This window comes from Pseudonocardia autotrophica, assembly GCF_003945385.1.
Classification (GTDB): Bacteria; Actinomycetota; Actinomycetes; order Mycobacteriales; family Pseudonocardiaceae; genus Pseudonocardia; species Pseudonocardia autotrophica.
In genome coordinates, this window is the sequence record NZ_AP018920.1 from 3,288,966 (window position 1) to 3,306,186 (window position 17,221).

Sequence of the window (17,221 nt, forward strand, 5' to 3'; positions counted from 1 at the left end):
TGTCGGTGGCCTCCGACGCTAGGGGCCGGGGGTGTCGTCCCGCGTCGGCGCCGCGGACGAGATCGCGGTCCCGCCGGTCTCGTCCGCGAGGACGAGCGGTTCGCGGGGGAGCGTGGCACGCACCGTCCAGCCGGGGCCGTCGGAGCCGGCCGACAGCTCGCCGCCCAGCAGCTCCACCCGCTCGCGCATGCCGACCAGCCCCAGCCCGGACCCGGCGTCCTCGGTGCGGTGCCCCGGGACCGGCCCACCGTCGGTGACCTCGACGATCACCTCCGAGGTGCGGTGCCCGATCCGCACCACGGTGGCCGCGCGGCCCGCGTGCCGGAGCACGTTGGTGAGGGCCTCGGTGACGATCCGCTGGGCGAACAGCTCGGCCTCGCCCGGTGGGTCCGCCGGTGTCCCGTCGATCTCGGCGCGCACCGGCAGCCCGGCCTCCCGGGACGGTGCCAGCAGCCGGTCGACGCCGCGCGGGTCGAGCACCAGCCCGTGCGGGTCGGGGGTGGATCCGGCCAGGTCGGGCAGCACGTCGGCGATCCGCCTGCCGGACTCGGCGATGTGTTCGAACGCCCCGGCCCGCACGGCCGGATCGGCCGCCATCCGGGCCGCGCCCGCCTGCACCGCGATCGCGGACACGTGGTGCGCGACCACGTCGTGCAGCTCCCGGGCCACCCGCAGCCGTTCCCGGCCGAGTGCGTCGCGCTCCTCGGCGTCGGCCCGCTCCCGGCGCAGCTGCTCGGTCGCCCGCCGGTGCCTGCCGACCATCACCCCGGCGACCCACAACGGCACGACGGCGAGGAACGACAGTGTCGTCGTCCCGGCCGGACCCAGCCGCTCCCAGGTGCCGAACAGGATCCCCCCGGCCGCCACCAGCGCGGTCGACACCACGGTGGCGATCCCCGAGCGGAGCACCGGCGCGCGGGTCGCGGCGCCCCAGACGAGCAGGCTCCAGCCCATCTCGGCGAACAGGTTGGCCCCGCCGAGTCCGCCGGCCAGCAGCGATCCGGCTCCCGACACCAGCAGGGCGGGCACCGGGGCGGTCCGCCACCAGGCGATCGCGGCGAACTGGGCTCCGACCACGAGTGCCGCGAGTGGATCGGCGACCGGCAGCCGCAGCAACCCCAGGATCAGGTCGACACCGTCATCGCCGACGTCCACGGTGGGCAGCGCCGCGAACGCGGCCGCGACGGCGACGAACGCGCCGAGGGTGACCAGCCCGGCCCGGTCCGGCAGCGGCGGCACCCGGCGAGCGAGCGGCACGTCCTCGACGGGAGCCGGGGCGTCGGGGCCATCGGGTGCCCGCAGCACGCCCAGCACCCGGCGCATCGCGGCGAGCACCTCCCTGGCCTGCCCGTGCAGCGCCCGCAGGGTGGCATCGGCGATCTCGCCGCCGGCCGCGGGCCCGGATCCGGTTACGCCGATCCGGGCCGCCCGGTCGACGAGCCGGTGCAGGCCGGCGAGCACCCCGCTGCCGATCTCCTCGGCGATCCGGGCCCGTTCGATCTCCAGCGCCGCCGCCCGCCGGATCCGCCCGGCCGCACGGAGTTGCTCGTCGGCCCGCCGGGCCGCGGTCCGCGTCCACCGTCCGGCGAGCGTGCCGATCAGCACGAGCAGCACCGCGTTGAACCCCATCCCGACGACCGCCCCGACCTGCTCGCCGACCTCCTGGGAGGTCGGCTGCCCCCAGCCGCGGGCGAGTGCCGGAAGCGCCAGCGCACCCAGCAGCGGGAGGCCCAGCACGCCGGCGGCCCGGCCGGGTGACCGAGCGACGGCGAACGCGAGAACCCCCCACCCGAACACGCCGATCGCGCCGACCAGGGTGAGCTGCGCGGTCATCAGGGCGGCCATCAGCAGGTAGGCCTGCTGCGGCCGCTGCCGGCGCAGGAGCACCGTCGCGGCCTGTGCCACGACGAGCACCGATCCCACGACGACGACCACGGCCGCCGGGCCGGGCAGCACCCCGCGGACGAGCGAATCGGTCGCGGAGACCAGCGAGACGAGCTCCTGGGCGCCGAGCAGCAGCACCAGCGACGCCAGCGCCACGTCGCCGGCCCGGGAGCCGGGCAGCGGCGCCGGATCAGCCGCGGCCCGGGTCACCCGTACGTCCCGCGTCACCCGTCCCGGCCGGGTTGTTCCCGATCAGGCCGTGCTCGTAGGCGAACACCACCAGCTGCACCCGGTCCCGCAGGCCCAGCTTGGCGAGCAGGTTCGACACGTGCGTCTTCACCGTCGTCCCACCGAGCACCAGCCGGTCGGCGATCTCGGCGTTGGACAGTCCTGCCGCGACCAGGGCGAGCACCTCGCGTTCCCGCTCGGTGAGCCCCCCGGCGGGCCCGGCGTCCGGCTCCGTGGGGGCCGGCACGAACGAGCCGACCAGCCGGCGGGTCACCGACGGCGCGAACAGCTCGTGCCCCGCGTGCACGGTGCGCACCGCGACCTGCAGATCCTCCGGCTCGACGTCCTTCAACACGAAGCCCGACGCACCGGCCCGCAGCGCGTCGTAGACGTGCCGGTCCAGGTCGAAAGTGGTGACCACCAGCACCCGGATGGCCGGGTCGCGCAGTGCGCGGATCCGCCGGGTGCCCTCGATCCCGTCGGTCCCGGGCATCCGCACGTCCATCAGCACGACGTCCGGGCGCAGCGACTCGGCCAGCTCGGCCGCGGCGGCGCCGTCGGTCGCTTCGCCGACGACGTCGATGTCCGGAGCGGCGGCCAGCACCGTCCGCAGGCCGGCCCGGACCACCGCCTGGTCGTCGGCCACCACCACCCGGACCGTCATTCCGCACCCCGTCCCTCGTGTCCGCCCGCGCACCCGCGAGCTCCACCCGGCATCCTCGCAGGTGGCTCCGGCCGGTATCGTTCTCCGTCAGGTGCGCACCGCCCAGCTGGGACGGTGCGCCCGATGCACCGCTCGACCGGCGTGCCGCGCCGCCCGGTGCCCGACAGCCAGACCCCGACACCCGATCAGGAGAGCGCGCACGTGGCGACGACGAACGACCTGAAGAACGGCCTGGTGCTGAACCTCGAGGGCCAGCTGTGGACCGTGACGGCGTTCCAGCACGTCAAGCCCGGTAAGGGCGGTGCGTTCGTTCGTACCACCCTGAAGAACGTGATGTCCGGCAAGGTCGTCGACAAGACGTTCAACGCGGGCACGAAGGTCGACACCGCGACGGTCGACCGCCGCGACATGACCTACCTCTACCGCGACGGCACGGACTTCGTGTTCATGGACGGCGACACCTACGACCAGATCCCGATCCCGGAGAAGGCCGTCGGCGACGCCGCCCGGTACCTGCTGGAGAACGCCAACGCCCAGGTGTCGCTGCACGAGGGGGAGCCGCTGTTCATCGAGCTGCCCACCTCGGTGGAGCTGATCATCTCGCACACCGACCCGGGTCTGCAGGGCGACCGCTCGACCGGCGGTACCAAGCCGGCCACCCTGGAGACCGGTGCCGAGATCCAGGTGCCGCTGTTCCTGGAGAGCGGCACCCGGGTCAAGGTCGACACGCGGGACGGCCGTTACCTCGGCCGCGTGAGCTGAGGTGCGCGCACGGACCAAGGCCCGCAAACGGGCCCTGGACATCCTGTTCGAGTCCGAGGCGCGCGAGGAGGCACCGCTGACGGTGCTCGCCGCGCGTCGGCAGACCGACGACGCCCCGCCGGTGCAGGAGTACGCCGGGAAGCTGGTGGAGGGCGTCGCCACCCACCTGGAGCGGATCGACCAGCTGATCGCCGAGCACGCCGAGGGCTGGAGCGTCGACCGGATGCCCGCCGTCGACCGCGGGCTGCTGCGGATCGGCGTGTACGAGCTGCTGTGGGTGGACGACGTCGACGACCCGGTGGCGATCACCGAGGCGGTGGAGCTGGCCAGGACGCTGTCCACCGACGACTCGCCGCGCTACGTCAACGGTGTGCTCGGCCAGATCTCGGACATCGCCGAGCACCTGCGCGCCACGCTGTAGACCGCGGCCGGCCTCAGCCCAGGCCTGCCGCGACATTGTGGAACCGGGTGCGCGTGCAGCTCACCGGCCCCCGGCAGGCCGCTGTGGGTCTGCTGTCGGCTTCGAGCTGATGGACATCCTCGTCGAGATCGACGTGCTGGCGCTCGACCGGGCGTGAACCGGGCGGTGACGGCCGGGGGGACTGTGCTGAGACCCCCGGCCGCCACCGCCGGGCCGTACACCGGGCGCGCCACCCTTCCCCTGGGGCGCGTCCGGTGCGGACCCGATCATCCCACCTGGGTACCCGGGCGGGCTTCGGGAGGTAGCACACCCCACTCGATGAGCTGGTCGGTCAGCTCACCGGGGGACATGTCATAGATGATCGCCAGCGAGCGCAGGTCCTCGGCGCGGATCGAGAGAACCTTGCCGTTGTAGTCGCCGCGCTGGCTCTGGATGGCCGCCGCGTAGCGGGCCAGCGGGCCCACCTTGTCCGCGGGCAGTTGTTGCAGCCGCTCCAGGTTGATCACGATCTTGGTGGCGGGTTCGCTGCCGGACGGGATGCGCCCCTCGGGGAGGAGCTCGGCCACCGGCACCCCGTAGAAGTCGGCCAGCTCGGCCAGCTTCTGCACGGTGACCGCACGGTCGCCGCGCTCGTAGGAGCCCACGACGACCGCCTTCCAGCGGCCGCCCGACTTCTGCTCGACGCCGTGCAGCGACAACCCCTGCTGCTGCCTGATCGCCCGGAGCTTCCCCCCGAGCGCCTTGGCGTAGTCGCCCATCGATCCCCTCGTTCCTGACGGTGGCGTGCTGGCGGCGGACGGGCCGGTCACCGGCGGTGCACCGAACCCTCCCCGCCGTCGCCTCTGTGGGTGGTGCCCGGCCGGGGCGGTGAGTACGGTGCCGCGCCGGCAAGTCCGGATCCGCGTCCGTCACGCGCCCCGCAACACTGCTGCACGTTCACTGTTTGATACGGAGAGTAATCTTCCGGGTCCGGTCCGGCGCGGTCAAGTTCGACCCCCTGCTCGGGGGGTTGACGAGCGGTTTCCCACACGAACGGGGCAGTCCGTGTCCCTCGTCAGCGGTAGCGGTGGGTGCCGGGGGCATGGGTGGACCACACCACTCGGGAGTCCGCATGGGCGGAATCGGGTACGCCTGGACGACCGTTGCGGATCGCGACCGTCACTGCGCATCGTCACCGGACCGTGACCTCGATCGGGTGTCGTGGTGTGGCCGGGGTCGCCTTGTGACCCGCTGCGGCCGGGCCGCGGACCGGCCGGGCCGGTTGCTAGGTTGTCTGCGGCAAGACCGTCCTTTAAGACCCGTCCGGTGAGGCGGGGAAGGAGCACTCCTCGTGGCGCAGAACCGCCGCGGGGACGTCGGTGCGCAGGATCCCGGCCGGGAACTGCTCAGCGCCGCCGACGTCACCCGCACCATCGCGCGCATCGCGCACCAGATCATCGAGAAGACCGCCTTCGGTCCCGATCGCCCGGACGATCTCGTCCTGCTGGGCGTCCCGACCCGCGGCGTCCATCTGGCACATCGGCTGGCCCAGGCGATCACCGAGTTCGCCGGCGTCGCACCGGCGGTCGGGTCGGTGGACGCCACCCTCTACCGCGACGACCTGCGCCGTGGCCCGGCCCGCGCGCTGGAGTCCACCGCCGTCCCCGAGGGCGGGGTGGACGACAAGCTGGTCGTGCTCGTCGACGACGTGCTGATGTCGGGCCGGACCACCCGGGCCGCGTTGGACGCGCTGCGCGACGAGGGCAGGCCGCGGATCGTCCAGCTCGCCGTCCTGGTCGACCGCGGGCACCGGGAGCTGCCGATCCGCGCCGACTACGTCGGGAAGAACGTCCCGACGTCGCGGTCCGAGCAGATCCTGCTCTCGCTCACCGAGATCGACGCCCACGACGGAGTCTGGATCACCCAGGAGGAGACCGCGTGAGGCACCTGCTCTCGGTCGCCGATCTCGACGCCAGCGAGGCGACGGCACTGCTCGACACCGCCGACCGGCTGCGCCAGGCGCTGCTCGGGCGCGAGGTCCGCAAGCTGCCGACGCTGCGCGGCCGCACGGTGATCACGATGTTCTACGAGAACTCCACCCGCACCCGGGTGTCGTTCGAGATCGCCGGCAAGTGGATGAGCGCGGACACGGTGAACGTCTCCGCCTCCGGGTCGTCGGTGTCGAAGGGGGAGTCGTTGCGCGACACCGCGCTGACGCTGTCCTCGATGGGCGCCGACTGCGTGATCGTCCGGCACCCGGCATCCGGTGCGGCGCATCGGCTGGCGCACTGGGTGGACGCGGCGCGGGAGGCGACCGGCACCCCGACCGCGATCGTGAACGCCGGTGACGGCACGCACGAGCACCCCACCCAGGCGCTGCTCGACGCGGCGACCCTGCGGGACCGGCTCGGCGGGATCGCCGGGCGGCGGATCGCGATCGTCGGCGACGTCCTGCACTCCCGGGTGGCCCGCTCCAACGTGCTGCTGCTGGCGACGCTGGGCGCCGAGGTGGTGCTGGTGGCGCCGCCGACGCTGCTGCCCGCCGGTGTCGAGCAGTGGCCGTGCCGGGTCTCGCACAGCCTCGACGCCGAGCTGCCCGCGGCCGACGCGGTGATGATGCTGCGGGTGCAGGCCGAGCGGATGCACGGCGGGTTCTTCCCGTCCGCCCGTGAGTACGCGGTCGGCTACGGGCTCTCTGCCGACCGCGCCGCACTGCTCCCCGACCACGCCGTGGTGCTGCACCCCGGCCCGATGGTGCGCGGCATGGAGATCGCCCCCGCGGTCGCCGACGCGCCGAACTCCGCCGTCCTGGCCCAGGTGCGCAACGGCGTGCACGTCCGGATGGCCGTCCTCTACCACCTTCTCGCCGGAGCACCGGAGTGAACAGCATGACCGACCTCCTGATCACCAACGCCCGGCCCTACGGCGGCGACCCGACCGATCTGCTGATCACCGACGGCGTCGTCACGACGATCGGGACCGGCCGGAGCGCACCCGATGGCGTCGAGGTGCTCGACGCCGGCGGCGCCGTACTGCTGCCCGGCTTCGTCGACCTGCACGTGCACCTGCGCGAGCCAGGCGGCGAGGAGTCCGAGACGATCGAGACGGGCAGCCACGCGGCGGCACTGGGCGGGTTCACCGCGGTGTTCGCGATGCCGAACACCGACCCGGTCGCCGACTCCGACGTCGTCGTCGAGCACGTGTGGCGGCGCGGCGCCGAGATCGGCCTGGTCGACGTGCACCCGGTCGGTGCGGTCACCGTCGGGCTCGGCGGTGAGCGGCTCGCCGAGCTGGGCACGATGGCGAACTCCCGGGCCGCGGTCCGGATGTTCTCCGACGACGGCCGCTGCGTGAACGACCCGCTGATCATGCGCCGCGCGCTGGAGTACGCCTCGGCACTCGACGCGGTCGTCGCCCAGCACGCCGAGGACCACCGGCTCACCGCGGGAGCGCAGGCGCACGAGGGTGCGGTCGCGGCCCGGCTGGGCCTGACCGGCTGGCCCGCGACGGCCGAGGAGACGATCGTCGCCCGGGACTGCGCGCTGGCCAGGGAGGCCCGCGCCCGGCTGCACGTGTGCCACATCTCGACCGCCCGCACCATCGAGGTGCTGCGCGCCGCGAAGGCCCAGGGTGTGCAGGTGTCGGCCGAGGTGACGCCGCACCACCTGCTGCTCACCGACGGCCGGTTGACCGGCTACGACCCGGTGAACAAGGTGAATCCGCCGCTGCGCACCGCCGACGACACCCGCGCGATGCGCGAGGCACTGGCCGAGGGCGTGATCGACGTCGTCGCCACCGACCACGCGCCGCACGCCGCGCAGTACAAGGACACCGAGTGGCAGGCCGCCAAGCCGGGAATGCTGGGCCTGCAGACGGCGCTGTCGGTGCTGATCGAGACGATGGTCGAGCCGGGTCTGCTGGACTGGTACGGCGTCGCGCGGGTGCTCTCCGAGCGTCCGGCCGAGATCGGCAGGCTCGCCGACCAGGGCAGGCCGATCGCCGAGGGCGAGCCGGCGACGTTCGCGCTCGTCGACCCGGACGCGGTCTGGACGGTGCGCGGCGCGAACCTGGCGAGCAAGGCGGCGAACACGCCGTACGAGGGAATGCGACTGCCCGGTGCGGTGGTCGCGACGGTTCTGCGTGGCCGGATCACCGCGCGGGACGGGAAGGTTCAGGCATGACGAGCACGGGCAGCGCACGGAGCACACGGGACGGGGACGGCACGGCACTGCTGGTCCTCGAGGACGGGCGGATCTTCCGCGGCGAGTCCTACGGTGCGACCGGCCAGAGCCTCGGCGAGGCCGTGTTCACCACCGGGATGACCGGCTACCAGGAGACCCTGACGGACCCGTCGTACCACCGTCAGATCGTGCTGCAGACGGCGCCGCAGATCGGCAACACCGGCTGGAACGACGAGGACGACGAGTCGGCCCGGATCCAGGTCGCGGGCTACGTGGTCCGCGACCCGTCCCGGCGGCCGTCGAACTGGCGGGCCACCGGGTCGCTGGAGGACGCACTGCGGGCGCAGGGCGTCGTCGGGATCGCCGGCATCGACACCCGGGCCGCCGTGCGGCACCTGCGTGAGCGGGGCGCGATGCGCGCCGGGGTCTTCTCCGGTGCTGCGCTGGCCGAGGATCCCGAGCTCGTCGAGCGGGTCCGGCAGAGCCCGCAGATGGAGGGCGCCGACCTCTACGGTGCCGTCACCACCGCCGAGACCTACGTGGTGCCCGCGGTGGGGGAGCGCCGGTTCGTCGTCGCGGCGCTGGACGTCGGGATCAAGTACAACACCCCGCGGATGATGGCGGCCCGCGGTATCGAGGTGCACGTGCTGCCCGCGTCCAGCACGGTCGAGGAGATCGAGTCGCTGCGCCCGGACGGGTTCTTCGTGGCCAACGGCCCCGGCGACCCGGCAACCGCCGACGGCCCGGTCGCGCTCACCCGGCAGGTGCTGGAGCGCCGCATCCCGCTGTTCGGGATCTGCTTCGGCAACCAGATCCTCGGCCGCGCGCTCGGCCGGGACACCTACAAGCTGCGCTACGGCCACCGCGGCATCAACATCCCGGTGATCGAGCACGCCACCGGCCGGGTCGCGATCACCTCGCAGAACCACGGGTTCGCCGTCGCGGGGGAGGCGGGCGAGGAGTTCGACACCCCCTACGGCCGCGCCGTGATCACCCACACCTGCCCGAACGACGGCTGCGTGGAGGGCATGGCCGGGATCGACTTCCCGGCGTTCTCGGTGCAGTACCACCCGGAGGCCGCGGCAGGCCCGCACGACGCCGCCGACCTGTTCGACCGGTTCGCCCAGCTGATGACGGACAACCCGGTCGGCTACGCCGGTGTGGCCGCGCGCCGCCCGGACGGCGCCGAGCCGGTGCCGTACCCGGAGCCCGAGGAGTTCCCGGAGACGGGTGAGGACACCGCGACCGACGGCAGCGGCACTGACGCGGCGACCGGCCACGGCCCGGCCGACGGCGGCGACCCGGCCGGCGGCGACCGGCGTGGTGGGAGCGACGGCGGGGCACCGCCCGCCGTTCCGCAGGCACCGGCACCGGCCGCCCAGCCGTCCCCCGCGGCACCGCCGTCGGCGACGGCGGGCCCCTCGGTCGACCTCAACCCGGACCGCTCGGCAGGCCCCGGCCCCGCCCCTGCGGCCGGGCAGCACCCCGGCGCCGACCGGGCCCAGGCTCCGGCCGACGATCCCGCACCGACCACCCGGCTGCCGGTCACCCCGCCCGGCGGCGCCCCGGCGTCCGGTTCGGCCGCCGAGCCGCCGACCAGCAGGCTGCCCACCGTCCCGGGTCCCGGTACCCCGGACCCGCTGACCGCGCCGTTCTCCGACATCGAGAACGCGCTGCGCCGTGAGGGCGGGGCGCCCGGAGCCGCCGAGCGCCGTGCCGACCCGGTGACCGGCCGAGCCGGCCCGGTCGACGACCGCCCCTGGCCACCACCCCCGGCCGGAAGCGCCGACGCCGAGCAGGCCCGGCAGGAGGAGAACTGATGCCCCGCCGCGACGACATCAACCACGTGATGGTGATCGGCTCCGGGCCGATCGTGATCGGCCAGGCCTGCGAGTTCGACTACTCGGGCACCCAGGCGTGCCGCGTGCTGCAGGCCGAGGGGATCCGCGTCTCGCTGGTCAACTCGAACCCGGCGACGATCATGACCGACCCGGAGTTCGCCGACGCCACCTACGTCGAGCCGATCACCCCGGAGTTCGTCGAGAAGGTCATCGCCGCGGAGCGGCCGGACGCGATCCTGGCCACGCTCGGCGGGCAGACCGCGCTGAACACCGCGATCGCACTGCACGAGAACGGGGTGCTGGAGCGCTACGGCGTCGAGCTGATCGGCGCCGACGTCGAGGCGATCCAGCGCGGCGAGGACCGGCTGAAGTTCAAGGACATCGTCACCGCGATCGGTGGCGACGTGCCGCGCTCGAAGGTCTGCCACTCGATGGAGGAGGTCCGCGAGGCCGCCGCCGAGCTCGGCCTGCCGGTGGTCATCCGGCCGTCGTTCACGATGGGCGGGCTCGGTTCGGGCCTGGCGCACTCCGCCGACGAGCTGGAGCGGCTGGCCGGGGCCGGGCTGGCGGCGTCCCCGGTCACCGAGGTGCTGATCGAGGAGTCCGTGCTCGGCTGGAAGGAGTACGAGCTCGAGCTGATGCGCGACCACCGCGACAACGTGGTCGTCGTCTGCTCGATCGAGAACCTCGACCCGATGGGCGTGCACACCGGCGACTCGATCACCGTCGCGCCGGCGATGACCCTGACCGACCGCGAGTACCAGCACATGCGCGACGTCGGGATCGCGGTGCTGCGTGCGGTCGGCGTCGACACCGGCGGCTGCAACATCCAGTTCGCGGTGCACCCCGAGACCGGCCGGCTCGTGGTGATCGAGATGAACCCGCGGGTCTCCCGGTCGAGCGCGCTCGCCTCGAAGGCCACCGGCTTCCCGATCGCGAAGATCGCCGCCCGGCTCGCGGTCGGCTACACGCTCGACGAGATCCGCAACGACATCACCGGCGAGACCATCGCCGCGTTCGAGCCGACGCTGGACTACGTGGCGGTGAAGATCCCGCGGTTCGCGTTCGAGAAGTTCCCGGGCGCCGACCCGGAGCTGACCACGACGATGAAGTCGGTCGGCGAGGCGATGGCGCTGGGCCGGTCGTTCCCGGAGGCGCTGGGCAAGGCGATGCGCTCGATGGAGCGCGCCAGGGCAGGCTTCTGGACCGCACCCGACCCGGACGGCGAGCCGGAGTACACCGTCCCGGTGGACGGCCGGATATACGAGCTGGAGCGGGCGCTGCGGTCCGGGCAGAGCGTGACCGACGTGGCGAAGAACTCCGGGATCGATCCCTGGTTCGTCGACCAGATCGCGATGCTGGGCGAGCTGCGTGCCGAGATCGAGGCCGCCCCGGTTCTCGACGGCACGCTGCTGCGCCGGGCCAAGCGGCACGGCCTGTCCGACCGTCAGCTCGCCGCCGTGCGGCCGGAGTTCGCCGGCGAGGACGGCGTCCGCTCGCTGCGGCACCGGCTCGGGATCCGGCCGGTCTACAAGACCGTCGACACCTGCGCGGCCGAGTTCGCGGCGAAGACCCCGTACCACTACTCGGCCTACGAGACCGACCCGTCCGCGGAGTCGGAGATCGCCGCGCAGACCGAGAAGCCGAAGGTGCTGATCCTCGGCTCCGGGCCGAACCGGATCGGGCAGGGCATCGAGTTCGACTACTCCTGCGTGCACGCCGTGATGGCGCTGCGCGCGGCCGGGTTCGAGACCGTCATGGTCAACTGCAACCCGGAGACGGTGTCCACCGACTACGACACCGCCGACCGCCTGTACTTCGAGCCGCTGACCTTCGAGGACGTGCTGGAGGTCGTGCACGCCGAGCAGGAGTCCGGCACGGTCGCCGGCGTGATCGTGCAGCTCGGCGGGCAGACCCCGCTGGGTCTTGCCCAGCGGCTCACCGAGGCCGGGGTGCCGGTCGTCGGGACCTCCGCGGCGGCGATCGACCTCGCCGAGGACCGCGGCGCGTTTGGCGAGGTGCTGCGCAAGGCAGGCCTGCCGGCGCCGGAGTTCGGCATGGCCACCAGCTTCGAGGGGGCCCGGGAGATCGCGTCGCGGATCGGCTACCCGGTGCTGGTACGGCCGTCGTACGTGCTCGGCGGGCGCGGGATGGAGATCGTCTACGACGAGGCGACGCTGGCCGGCTACATCGCCCGCGCCACCACGATCTCGCCGGACCGGCCGGTGCTCGTCGACCGGTTCCTCGACGACGCCATCGAGATCGACGTCGACGCGCTCTGCGACGGCGAGGAGGTCTACCTCGGCGGCGTGATGGAGCACATCGAGGAGGCCGGGGTGCACTCCGGGGACTCCTCGTGCACGCTTCCGCCGATCACCCTGGGCAGCTCGGTGCTGGCCAAGGTGCGCGAGGCGACCGCCGGGATCGCGCACGGCGTCGGGGTCCGCGGCCTGCTCAACGTGCAGTACGCGCTGCACGGCGACGTGCTCTACGTGCTGGAGGCCAACCCGCGGGCGTCCCGGACGGTGCCGTTCGTGTCCAAGGCCACCTCGGTCCCGCTGGCCAAGGCGGCCGCCCGGATCATGCTCGGCGCCACCATCGCCGAGCTGCGCACCGAGGGGCTGCTGCCGGCCGACGGCGACGGTGGCGCGCTGCCCGCCGACTCGCCGGTGGCGGTGAAGGAGGCGGTGCTGCCGTTCAACCGCTTCCGCAACACCGCGGGGCAGGGCGTCGATCCGCTGCTCGGCCCGGAGATGAAGTCCACCGGTGAGGTCATGGGCTTCGACTCGGCGTTCGGTCCGGCGTTTGCGAAGTCGCAGGCCGCGGCGTACGGCTCGCTGCCCGTCTCGGGCACGGTGTTCGTCTCCATCGCCGACCGCGACAAGCGGGCGATGGTGTTCCCGATCCGCCGCCTGGCCGACATGGGCTTCGAGGTCCTCGCCACCGATGGCACCGCGGAGGTGCTGCGCCGCAACGGGATCACCGTCACGGTGGTGCGCAAGCACTCGTCCGGGTCGACGCCGGACACGCCGACCATCGTGGACACGATCCTGGCCGGCGAGGTCGACCTGATCGTGAACACCCCGGTCGGGAACCCCGGCCCGCGGGTGGACGGCTACGAGATCCGGGCCGCCGCGGTGTCCCGCGGTGTCCCGTGCATCACCACCGTGCAGGGGGCCGCGGCCGCGGTGCAGGGGATCGAGGCGCTCGCCTCCGGCGGGCTGGGCGTCCGCTCGCTGCAGCAGGCGCACGCCGCGCTGCGGTCGGGCTCGTGACCGGGTTCGGCGCACGGCTGGCCGGCGCGGTGTCCGCGCACGGCCCGCTGTGCGCCGGGATCGACCCGCATCCGGCGCTGCTGGCGCAGTGGGGCCTGACCGACGACGCCGACGGACTGGCCCGGTTCGCCGACGCCTGCCTGGCGGGCTTCGGCGGTGCGGTCGCGATCGTGAAGCCGCAGTCGGCGTTCTTCGAGCGCCACGGCGCGGCGGGGGTGGGCGTCCTGGAACGGCTGCTGGCCGGATTCGCGGAGACCGCCACGCTCACCCTGCTGGACGCGAAGCGGGGCGACATCGGGTCCACGATGGACGGCTACGCCGATGCCTACCTGCGGATCGGGGCCCTGCTCGGCGCCGACGCCCTGACCGTGTCGCCCTACCTGGGCTTCGGCTCGCTGGAGCCGGCTCTGGTGGCGGCCGCCGAGGCCGGGCGCGGATTGTTCGTGCTGGCCAGGACGTCCAACCCGGAGGGGGCGTCGGTGCAGCTCGCCACGCTGGACGGGCGCAGCGTCGCGCAGTCGGTGGTCGACGCCGCAGCCGCCCGCAACGCCGGCTCCCCGCCGGGCGCCGGTGACGTCGGCGTCGTCGTCGGAGGGACGCGTGAGCACGGACTCGACCTGGCTGCGCTGAACGGTCCGGTACTCGTGCCGGGGCTCGGGGCGCAGGGAGCGGGCCCCGCCGACGTCGTCTCCCGGTTCGCCGGGACGTCCGGCCCGGTGCTGCCCGCCGCGGCCCGCTCGGTGCTGGCCGCGGGCCCCGATCCGGCGGCGCTGCGCGGCGCCGCACTGGCACTGGGGGAGGAGCTCACCTCGGCGCGCGCCGGATCGCACTGACTCTCCGGATCGCACTGACCTTCCGGATCGCACTGATCGTCCGGTAGCTCACCGACGGGCCGGCCGAGCGCCGCACGACGGCGCCGGACCTGCTGCGCGACATCCGGACCCGAGCACGACGTGCGCGGACCGGGCGAACCGGCCCGGTCGGTGTACGGCCGGTCGGTGTACGCCGACCGGCCGATCCGACACGCCCGGTGACCGTCGGCGCAGCCGGACGGCGACTGGGCGCGCCCGCGTGCGCCGGCGACGCCACGCCGGGGACCTCCGGTGCGACGACCCGCCGACCGGGCGAGCCCGGCGGCGCTCGGCGCGCCGCCCGCCGGCGTGCCGTTGATCACCATGAGGACGGCGAAACCGGTGGTGGGACCCCCATTGACGCCCCACCGGAGGTCGTGGGTACGTTCGATCGCGGCTCCGGGGGACGTCCCCCGGACGGGTCGGTGTGAACCACGGCCCGGCTGCCGCTCCGGCGGCGACGAGAACGACGTGTTCGACACGGAGAGTACGGAGGCAACACCGTGGCCCTTCCCCAGCTGACCGAGGAACAGCGCGCCGCCGCGCTGGAGAAGGCTGCGGCCGCGCGCCGGGCCCGAGCGGAGCTGAAGGACCGTCTCAAGCGCGGCGGCACCACCCTCGAGGAGGTGCTGAAGCAGGCCGAGACCGATGAGGTGCTCGGCAAGATGAAGGTCTCGGCGCTGCTCGAGGCGCTGCCGAACGTCGGCAAGGTCCGTGCGCAGCAGATCATGGAGGAGCTGGAGATCGCGACCAGCCGCCGGCTGCGCGGCCTCGGCGACCGCCAGCGCAAGGCCCTGCTCGACCGCTACCCGAGCTGATCGGCGCATCCCGTGACCGGAACTCCCACCCCCGCCACCGGTACGCCGTCGGCGGTCCCCGAGCCGGCCGACCGGCCGCTGCGCGGGCGGCTGCTCGTCCTGGCCGGCCCGTCCGGCGTGGGGAAGAGCAGCGTGGTCGCGGGACTGCGCGAGGCGCTGCCGGAGCTGCTGTTCAGTGTGTCCGCCACCACCCGGCCCGCCCGGCCGGAGGAGGTGGACGGCCGTGACTACCACTTCGTCGACCGAGCCGGATTCGACGCGCTGATCGAGCGCGGCGAACTGCTCGAGTGGGCCGAGGTGCACGGTGGGCTGCAGCGCTCCGGCACGCCGCGGGAGCCCGTCGAGCAGGCGCTCGACGCCGGCCGCCCGGTGCTCGTCGAGGTCGATCTGCAGGGTGCGCGCTCGGTGAAGCAGATGCTTTCCGAGGCCGTCACCGTGTTCGTCGCCCCGCCGTCGATGGAGGAGCTGGCCCGCCGGCTGACCGACCGCGGCACCGACACGCCCGAGCAGCGACAGCGCCGGCTGCGCACCGCCATCGAGGAGATGAGCGCCCGCGACGAGTTCGACGTGGTGATCGTCAACGACGACCTGCAGGCCGTGATCGGCCGGTTGGTAGCATTGGCGGTCGACCGGGACGCCGTCTGAGCCCCCAGGTCTCCCTTTCGCTTCAGGAGTGAGTACGTGAGCACGCCTACCGGCACCACCGCCCCCGAGGGCATCACCTATCCGCCGATCGACGACCTGCTCAGCCAGGTCAGCTCGAAGTACGCGCTGGTCATCTACGCGGCCAAGCGCGCCCGGCAGATCAACGACTACTACTCCCAGCTCGGCGAGGGCCTGCTGGAGTACGTCGGCCCGCTCGTCGAGCCGGGCCCGCGCGAGAAGCCGCTGTCGATCGCGATGCGCGAGATCCAGTCCGGCATGCTCGAGCACACCGAGGGCGAGTAGCTCGCACCGATGCCCGAGACGGCACCTGAGGTCCTGCTCGGCGTCTCGGGCGGGATCGCCGCCTACAAGAGCGCCGAGCTGCTGCGCAGGCTGACCGAGTCCGGTCACGCGGTGCGGGTGATCCCCACCGAGTCCGCCCTGCAGTTCGTCGGCGCCGCCACCTTCGAGGCACTCTCCGGGCGCCCGGTGGCCACCGGCGTGTTCAGTGACGTCCACGAGGTCCCGCACGTGGCGCTCGGGCAGCGGGCCGACCTGGTCGTGGTGGCCCCGGCCACCGCCGACCTGATGGCCCGGATCGCGCACGGCCGCTCGGACGACCTGCTGACCGCGGCGCTGCTGACCGCCCGATGTCCGGTGGTGCTCGCCCCCGCGATGCACACCGAGATGTGGGAGCACCCGGCCACCCGGGACAACGTCGCGCTGCTGCGTGCGCGCGGCACCGTCGTGCTGGAGCCCGCTGCGGGCCGGCTCACCGGTAAGGACACCGGCAAGGGCCGGCTGCCCGATCCCGCCGAGATCGCCGACCTGGCGACGCTGCTGCTGGAGCGCCCGGACGCGTTGCCCCGCGATCTGGAGGGCCGGCACGTCGTGGTGAGCGCCGGCGGCACCCGCGAGGCCCTCGATCCGGTCCGCTTCCTGGGTAACCGCTCGTCCGGCAGGCAGGGCTGGGCGCTCGCCCGGGTCGCCGCCCAGCGTGGTGCGCGGGTCACCCTGGTCGCCGGGCACACCGCCGATCTCGCGGCCCCGGCCGCGGTCGACGTCGTCCCGGCCGGCACGGCCGCCGCGATGGAGGCCGCCGTCCGGGCCGCCGCCGCGGACGCCGACGTGGTCGTGATGGCCGCGGCGGTCGCCGACTTCCGGCCGATCGCCACCGCCGCCGACAAGATCAAGCGGGGCGGCGATGAGCCGGCCCCGCTGCGGCTGGCGCAGAACCCGGACATCCTCGCCGGGCTGGTGCACGACAGCCCACGCCCGGGCCAGGTCGTCGTCGGGTTCGCCGCGGAGACCGGGGACGCCGACGGCGATGTCCTGCACCACGGCCGGGCCAAGCTCGCCCGCAAGGGCTGCGACCTGCTCGTCGTGAACGCCGTCGGGGACGGCAAGGCGTTCGAGACCCTCGACAACGCCGGCTGGCTGCTCGCCCGCGACGGCGGCGAGGAGGAGCTGCCGATGGGCTCCAAGGCACTGCTGGCCTCCCGGATCTGGGACGCCGTCACCCCGCGCCTGCCCTGACCGCACATCCCGCCGGCCACGCCCCGCCCCCCCGGCCGCGCCGCGCCCGCCTGCGGCGCCGCGCCCGCCGGCCACGCCCCGCCTGTCGGCTACGCCGCACACCCCCTGGCCATGCCGCACACCCCCTGGCTACGCC

The 17,221-nt window shown here is 73.8% G+C and carries 14 protein-coding genes and 1 pseudogene; 12 read left to right on the forward strand and 3 right to left on the reverse strand.

Going from position 1 to position 17,221, the window contains the following annotated elements:
* Positions 1-18 precede the first annotated feature (18 nt).
* Together Pdca_RS15520 and Pdca_RS15525 are read right to left on the reverse strand one after the other, a co-directional pair.
* Positions 19-2,094 (reverse strand): sensor histidine kinase, encoded by a 2,076-nt coding sequence (locus Pdca_RS15520; RefSeq protein WP_125911427.1) that lies wholly within the window; start codon positions 2,092-2,094, stop codon positions 19-21.
* Positions 2,075-2,776, reverse strand: coding sequence for a response regulator (locus tag Pdca_RS15525; RefSeq protein ID WP_085913908.1), 702 nt, complete (start codon positions 2,774-2,776; stop codon positions 2,075-2,077). The genes Pdca_RS15520 and Pdca_RS15525 overlap by 20 nt, the downstream gene beginning before the upstream one ends.
* 201 nt (positions 2,777-2,977) lie before the next feature.
* On the opposite strand from Pdca_RS15525, the gene efp reads away from it, so the two are divergent.
* On the forward strand, positions 2,978-3,538 hold the full coding sequence (efp, locus tag Pdca_RS15530) for an elongation factor P (RefSeq protein WP_085913938.1): 561 nt from the start codon (positions 2,978-2,980) through the stop codon (positions 3,536-3,538).
* Between the two features lies 1 nt (position 3,539).
* On the forward strand, positions 3,540-3,959 hold the full coding sequence (gene nusB / locus Pdca_RS15535) for a transcription antitermination factor NusB (RefSeq protein ID WP_085913907.1): 420 nt from the start codon (positions 3,540-3,542) through the stop codon (positions 3,957-3,959).
* 266 nt (positions 3,960-4,225) lie between these two features.
* Here the strand turns inward: nusB and bldD are convergent, their stop codons facing one another.
* Positions 4,226-4,717, reverse strand: coding sequence for a transcriptional regulator BldD (gene bldD, locus Pdca_RS15540; RefSeq protein WP_085913906.1), 492 nt, complete (start codon positions 4,715-4,717; stop codon positions 4,226-4,228).
* A 572-nt stretch (positions 4,718-5,289) separates the two neighbouring features.
* On the opposite strand from bldD, the gene pyrR reads away from it, so the two are divergent.
* From pyrR to coaBC, 10 genes and pseudogenes are all read left to right on the forward strand, one after another.
* A complete protein-coding gene (gene pyrR / locus Pdca_RS15545) occupies positions 5,290-5,880 on the forward strand; it encodes a bifunctional pyr operon transcriptional regulator/uracil phosphoribosyltransferase PyrR (protein ID WP_085913905.1) in 591 nt (196 codons plus the stop codon).
* On the forward strand, positions 5,877-6,821 hold the full coding sequence (locus tag Pdca_RS15550; RefSeq protein ID WP_085913904.1) for an aspartate carbamoyltransferase catalytic subunit: 945 nt from the start codon (positions 5,877-5,879) through the stop codon (positions 6,819-6,821). Before pyrR ends, Pdca_RS15550 begins: the two co-directional genes overlap by 4 nt.
* A gap of 5 nt (positions 6,822-6,826) precedes the next feature.
* A complete protein-coding gene (locus tag Pdca_RS15555) occupies positions 6,827-8,119 on the forward strand; it encodes a dihydroorotase (protein WP_085913937.1) in 1,293 nt (430 codons plus the stop codon).
* Positions 8,116-9,252, forward strand: a pseudogene (gene carA / locus Pdca_RS36920) (glutamine-hydrolyzing carbamoyl-phosphate synthase small subunit); the annotation flags it as partial. The gene Pdca_RS15555 and the pseudogene carA, both read left to right, overlap by 4 nt.
* Before the next feature lie 686 nt (positions 9,253-9,938).
* Entirely contained in the window at positions 9,939-13,235 is a 3,297-nt protein-coding gene (carB, locus tag Pdca_RS15565) for a carbamoyl-phosphate synthase large subunit (RefSeq protein ID WP_085913902.1), read from the forward strand.
* Positions 13,232-14,068, forward strand: a complete 837-nt coding sequence (gene pyrF / locus Pdca_RS15570; protein ID WP_085913901.1) for an orotidine-5'-phosphate decarboxylase — start codon at positions 13,232-13,234, stop codon at positions 14,066-14,068. The genes carB and pyrF overlap by 4 nt, the downstream gene beginning before the upstream one ends.
* A 521-nt stretch (positions 14,069-14,589) precedes the next feature.
* Positions 14,590-14,904 (forward strand): integration host factor, actinobacterial type, encoded by a 315-nt coding sequence (gene mihF, locus Pdca_RS15575; RefSeq protein ID WP_158092208.1) that lies wholly within the window; start codon positions 14,590-14,592, stop codon positions 14,902-14,904.
* 12 nt (positions 14,905-14,916) lie between these two features.
* Positions 14,917-15,549, forward strand: coding sequence for a guanylate kinase (gmk, locus tag Pdca_RS15580; RefSeq protein ID WP_373865463.1), 633 nt, complete (start codon positions 14,917-14,919; stop codon positions 15,547-15,549).
* Between the two features lie 36 nt (positions 15,550-15,585).
* Positions 15,586-15,852: a DNA-directed RNA polymerase subunit omega gene (gene rpoZ / locus Pdca_RS15585; RefSeq protein ID WP_085913899.1), complete on the forward strand. Its 267-nt coding sequence runs from the start codon at positions 15,586-15,588 to the stop codon at positions 15,850-15,852.
* Between the two features lie 9 nt (positions 15,853-15,861).
* The gene (gene coaBC / locus Pdca_RS15590; protein ID WP_085913898.1) at positions 15,862-17,085 is read left to right on the forward strand and encodes a bifunctional phosphopantothenoylcysteine decarboxylase/phosphopantothenate--cysteine ligase CoaBC; all 1,224 of its coding nucleotides are present in this window, start codon (positions 15,862-15,864) and stop codon (positions 17,083-17,085) included.
* Positions 17,086-17,221 lie beyond the last annotated feature (136 nt).